This window comes from Streptococcus sp. 339 (assembly GCF_013277285.1).
Classification (GTDB): domain Bacteria; phylum Bacillota; class Bacilli; order Lactobacillales; family Streptococcaceae; genus Streptococcus; species Streptococcus pseudopneumoniae.
The window spans coordinates 1-4,547 of record NZ_VMMR01000076.1 but is presented as its reverse complement, the minus strand read 5'-3'; the positions used below and the strand labels follow the sequence as shown (position 1 = coordinate 4,547).

Annotated in this window: 5 protein-coding genes; 4 read left to right on the top strand and 1 reads right to left on the bottom strand. The window is 33.9% G+C overall.

Features of this window, described 5'->3' with window-relative positions:
• Positions 1-513, bottom strand: a 513-nt coding sequence (locus HT736_RS08825) for a helix-turn-helix transcriptional regulator (protein ID WP_172930963.1), incomplete at its 3' end; no start/stop codon positions are given.
• Positions 514-695: 182 nt separating this feature from the next.
• On the opposite strand from HT736_RS08825, the gene HT736_RS11980 reads away from it, so the two are divergent.
• From HT736_RS11980 to HT736_RS08810, 4 genes are all read left to right on the top strand, one after another.
• Positions 696-866, top strand: coding sequence for a PhrA family quorum-sensing system peptide (locus tag HT736_RS11980; protein WP_001227862.1), 171 nt, complete (start codon positions 696-698; stop codon positions 864-866).
• Between the two features lie 164 nt (positions 867-1,030).
• Positions 1,031-1,324, top strand: a complete 294-nt coding sequence (locus HT736_RS08820) for a hypothetical protein (RefSeq protein WP_000748217.1) — start codon at positions 1,031-1,033, stop codon at positions 1,322-1,324.
• A gap of 6 nt (positions 1,325-1,330) precedes the next feature.
• Positions 1,331-3,532: an ABC transporter permease gene (locus tag HT736_RS08815; RefSeq protein WP_000221426.1), complete on the top strand. Its 2,202-nt coding sequence runs from the start codon at positions 1,331-1,333 to the stop codon at positions 3,530-3,532.
• Positions 3,533-3,536: 4 nt separating this feature from the next.
• Entirely contained in the window at positions 3,537-4,178 is a 642-nt protein-coding gene (locus HT736_RS08810; RefSeq protein WP_000087002.1) for an ATP-binding cassette domain-containing protein, read from the top strand.
• Positions 4,179-4,547 lie beyond the last annotated feature (369 nt).

Sequence of the window (4,547 nt, the reverse complement as noted above, 5' to 3'; positions counted from 1 at the left end):
TGCCTCATATTCTTGTTCAAGACCCACTAAGGAATAGAAATTAGATAGAGTATTCAACGCCTTTAAATAAATCAGAGTATTTGAAGAGACTTTTAATAATATATTTTCCAATGAAGAAATTGCCTCACACTTACTGTCATATTGATAGAAGTCAATAATAGCTTTAATCCATTCAAGGTAAGTTCGGTCTTCTAGTGTTAGAAAAGTACTTCGTTCAATCTCTATTCTATAAATATATTCCAAATTGTCATAATTTCTGTCATCTAATAGTCGAGCAGATAATTGCTTGAAATTAGAGAGGTTAGATTTAATTTCAATTTGTTCATTAAAAAAATAATCTAATGGTACTTCGAGTCGTTGGGAGAGTTTGAACAAAAGGTCTGCGGAGGGAATGAAATGCCCTCTCTCAATTTTACTAATCTGGCTTTGTTCACAAATTCCTTCTGCAAGAGTTTGTTGGGAGAGTCTCAACTCTTTTCTTTTCAATCTGAATTTTTCTGCGAGTGTATTCATTAAAGATAATAATCCTTCCTATTTGCTTAATTTCATTATAAAATTTTTAGTTCAAAATAGCAAGTTAAAGGAATAAATAATTCTTTATGGTAATAAACAAAAAAAAAAGTTAAAAATTACATAAAAATACTTGACTAAATAAAATATATCTGTTAGAATAAAAAAGAAAGGGGTTTCATTGCATGAGAAAAAAACGTGGAATTAAAAAATTAGTTACATTTGCATTGCTAGGTGTTTTTATGTTTAGTAATACAATTCCTTACCAACAGTTTATTCAGAAGAATAAACAATTGGAGATTCGAGTGCAATCGCAAAAGAAGTCCAATGGTCTTGATGTTGGGAAGGCTGATTAGTTGATTAAATGATGAAAATACTATTAACTATATAGTATTTCTGTTTTATCTAATTTTTAATTAGAAAGAAGGGATTCCGATGTACTAGGGTATGATTTGTTGATATTTCTAAATGCAGTCATTGTTATTGTTAGATTTTAAGTGAAAGAAATGAGGGCTTTACGATGAAGAAAAGCATAAAAAAAATAATTACAACATCTTTACTTGCACTGACTTTAGCTGGTGCAGGTGGTTCGATTGTTTCAGCTGCAACAGTTTGGTATAAAGGTACTGCAGTTTATTGGGATTATGGTCGTACTGCTGGCCTTTGGAGCTATTCAAATGTTCAGTCTAGTGTTTACGAACACTCAGCAACTGCTAACGGGGCATTCTCAGGCTGGCAATCACCTGGAGTAGAAGCACGTGTTTCTAAATTCATCGGAACTGCTACAGCTGAATGTTACTGGAATTGTAGGTAAGTACCTATGACATACAAAAACATGTTATTAGGTAAAATGAAATACTTAATCCTGTTTTTGATTGCCATCCAGAGTGTCTTACTTGCTCTGGTGGCAATTTTTTTAGCAGGTTTACAGTATCAACAGTCATGGCAGAGTTATAATCATCATTCCGAAACTGTAACAGTTTATCTTCAGAAGTTAACAGAAGAGCAATCACAAGATGTATTTAATTATTTTTTAGAACAGAGTGACTTGTCCATATGGACAAAACGTTCTGAAAGTAGTGATACAGGAGAAGGTCTAAATAGGATTTATATAGACATCCTTGGCAGCTCTGCTGGTTTTTCAGATTTTGAAAGTACGGGTAAAATAGTAGTCTCACAACAACAATTTGCAGATTTATTATCTCATAGTGATAATAGTATGACTATTGGACTTGACAAAGGCTCAAATAATATGCTTTACGAGCTTCCAGATTTATTATTTAGCACACCTGTAGTCATTGAACGATTAGATTATACTTTTCAAAACACTAATACGATCAATGGGATATACCATATCAATGGTCTCCACGATGCTGTCTCAAGAGATAACTTTCTGTTGCATCTTTCAAAGATGTCAGGTATTTCTGTTGAGGATTTGACAAAAGAAAGTTTTGGAAGTAGTACTGATCAGGGAATTTGGGGAATAATACTTGCTATCAGCATCTTAGTAAATGCCTTCATTTTACTGATTCTATTCTTAATCTGTGTTCTTCAATCCTTTAAACATTTCGGAACATTGATTCTTTTAGGATGGGATAGAAAAGAATTATGGTCTGCTTTTTTCAAAAATTCTCTACTATTTTCAATCTACATTATTCCAATTATCTCTTTATGTAGTTGGTTGTTGTCAGGCTGGTCTAGTTTTGGTTTATCATCGTTTATTCTAGTTTTTGCTGGAGTCAGCCTCTCAGTCTTGTTGCTACTATTGATATTCATTATTCCAACGATTATTGTTTATTCGGTTTCTCCATTAGCCGCAATTCATAAACGATTACCAATGAAGCCTTTAATGGTAACCTGCTTGTTATTCTATACCTTGGTAGCTGGTTTGTTAATCGCAGTCAGTTACTCTTTAGATGCTCCAACGAATCAGTTTATTGATAATATGAAAGTATCTAGGGAGTGGAAAAATGTTGAAGATATGTACGTTATCTCCAGCTTTGTTGAGGGAGATGATGTAGGTACATATGCAGGAACTACAAATTCCCTTGAGCGTAGTATGTATAACTTTTACCAGCGTATATCTGAGCTTCCAGGTGTCTATATTGCCCAAGGAAAATTTCTTAATCAGGAGTACCTTGATGCAGTCTATGGGACATACCAACATGTCCCTAAAAAACCATTTTGGTATTTGAAATTCTCCTATAATTACCTGCAAGAGTTAGGTATTCCCCTAAGTGATGAGGAGTTGCTAGAGATGAGGAATGGTACTCGACTTTATCTTCTACCTAACACGCTCAATACAGAAGAACTTGAGGCGATGAAGGCTTATTTACAGGAAAGTGTCACTGTAAAACCGGGAGATTTACAAACTAATTTCACAGAAAATCCGAAATTTATGTTCAAGGTTTACCAACCGTCTCGACCAATATTTACTTGGTCAGATTCCATTTCTTATGGTACAACTAGTGAGAATCCAGTTATTTTTGTCTCAACACCAGAGAATCTATATTTCATGGAGTCGGCAAACTTAGTTGTCAGCGGCTATAATGGTCTTTTGAAGATTCGTGATAGGGAAACAATGGAACAGGTAGTGTCCGTTTTAGAAACAGAATTTCCAGATTTAACGGATAATCGGTTGAGTTTTACAACTGTCAAGAACTTTATCAATGGTCTTCAAAAAGATCTGAGTTATACATTTTATCTTTTCGGCACGATTATAGCGATTATCATCATTACGATGATGGCTATTTTCTGGAGTTTTGTCTTAATGTACCGCTTGTTATTTGAAGAAAAATTGTATGTTCAATACTTTATGGGATTCTCACCATGGAAAAGATATATTGGTGTGGTTTCTCTCATTATTAGTTTTTCTGTGATGGAACTAATCGTTTCTATCTTGGTGGGTTCTAAGTTGGGAATAGTCATGACACTAGCTACATTTGCTTTTCAGATAATGCTTCTTTACTTCAGTTTGTTCCGTAAAGAAGGAGAGAGTATCATACAATCATTTAAGGAGTAATCTCATGTCTAGAATTTCAGTACAAAATGTATCAAAACAATTTGGTTCAAGAGAAATTTTCAAAGACTTAAGCTTTGATATTGAGGAAAATGAATTTGTAGCTTTAGTAGGACCTTCTGGTTCTGGAAAATCGACTATCCTCAATATGATTGGACTATTGGATACTGTTGACAGTGGTAAAATCCTAATCAACGGAAAAGTTTTGCCTAAGGTAAATTCGCAATCAGCAGTTCATTATCGAAGGAATGTCATCAACTATCTTTTTCAATCCAATGCACTCATTTCTACATCTAGTGTGAAAGATAACCTGATGCTTGCCATGACTTTTTCGAATTTCTCTAGACAGGAGAAAGAGCAGAGAATCAAGGAAACGCTAGAATTTGTTGGTCTACAAAATCGGTTAAATAGTAAAGTCAATGAATTATCGGGAGGTGAACAGCAGAGAATTGCGATTGTGAGAGCTATTTTAAAGCCCGGAGATATTGTCCTAGCAGATGAACCAACCGGATCGTTAGATCCTGAAATGTCTCAAAAAGCATTCGATTTGATTCGAACTTTGAGAGATCAATTTGGTAAAACAATTTTGATTGTTACGCATAACATGGAGCAAGCACGGCAATGTGATAGGATCATTTCACTGGAGTAGGTTCTTGTAAATTAACTCAAGCATTATTAGCACTTGATACGGTTACTTCTGAACCCGTTTCAAAAGAAAACTATCTTTATTCCATGTTATTTTGAGAAAGATATTGTGAAAGTCAAATATGATGATAAAGTTGAGTGGAATTTGTTAGAATTTCAAAAATTTAGAGCATTTTTGGCTTAGTAATATGTGTTGAAAGCTCAAAATCTATGGTAAAAAGTAGCTTTGAAAACGTATTGCCTCCAAAGATTTAGTTAAATAATGATTTAACACAAAAAGAAATTATTGAAGTTCTGGAAAGATGTTGTTTCAGTATTGAGAAAAGGTGGGAAAAACTTGCGATTTTCACAGAGAAAGGATTGTTATAAATCT

What these genes read in the sequence shown, in the direction of transcription:
- HT736_RS11980 (WP_001227862.1), top strand. Translation starts at nt 696, where the DNA reads ATGAGAAAAAAACGTGGAATTAAAAAATTAGTTACATTTGCATTGCTA.
- HT736_RS08820 (WP_000748217.1), top strand. Translation starts at nt 1,031, where the DNA reads ATGAAGAAAAGCATAAAAAAAATAATTACAACATCTTTACTTGCACTG.
- HT736_RS08815 (WP_000221426.1), top strand. Translation starts at nt 1,331, where the DNA reads ATGACATACAAAAACATGTTATTAGGTAAAATGAAATACTTAATCCTG.
- HT736_RS08810 (WP_000087002.1), top strand. Translation starts at nt 3,537, where the DNA reads ATGTCTAGAATTTCAGTACAAAATGTATCAAAACAATTTGGTTCAAGA.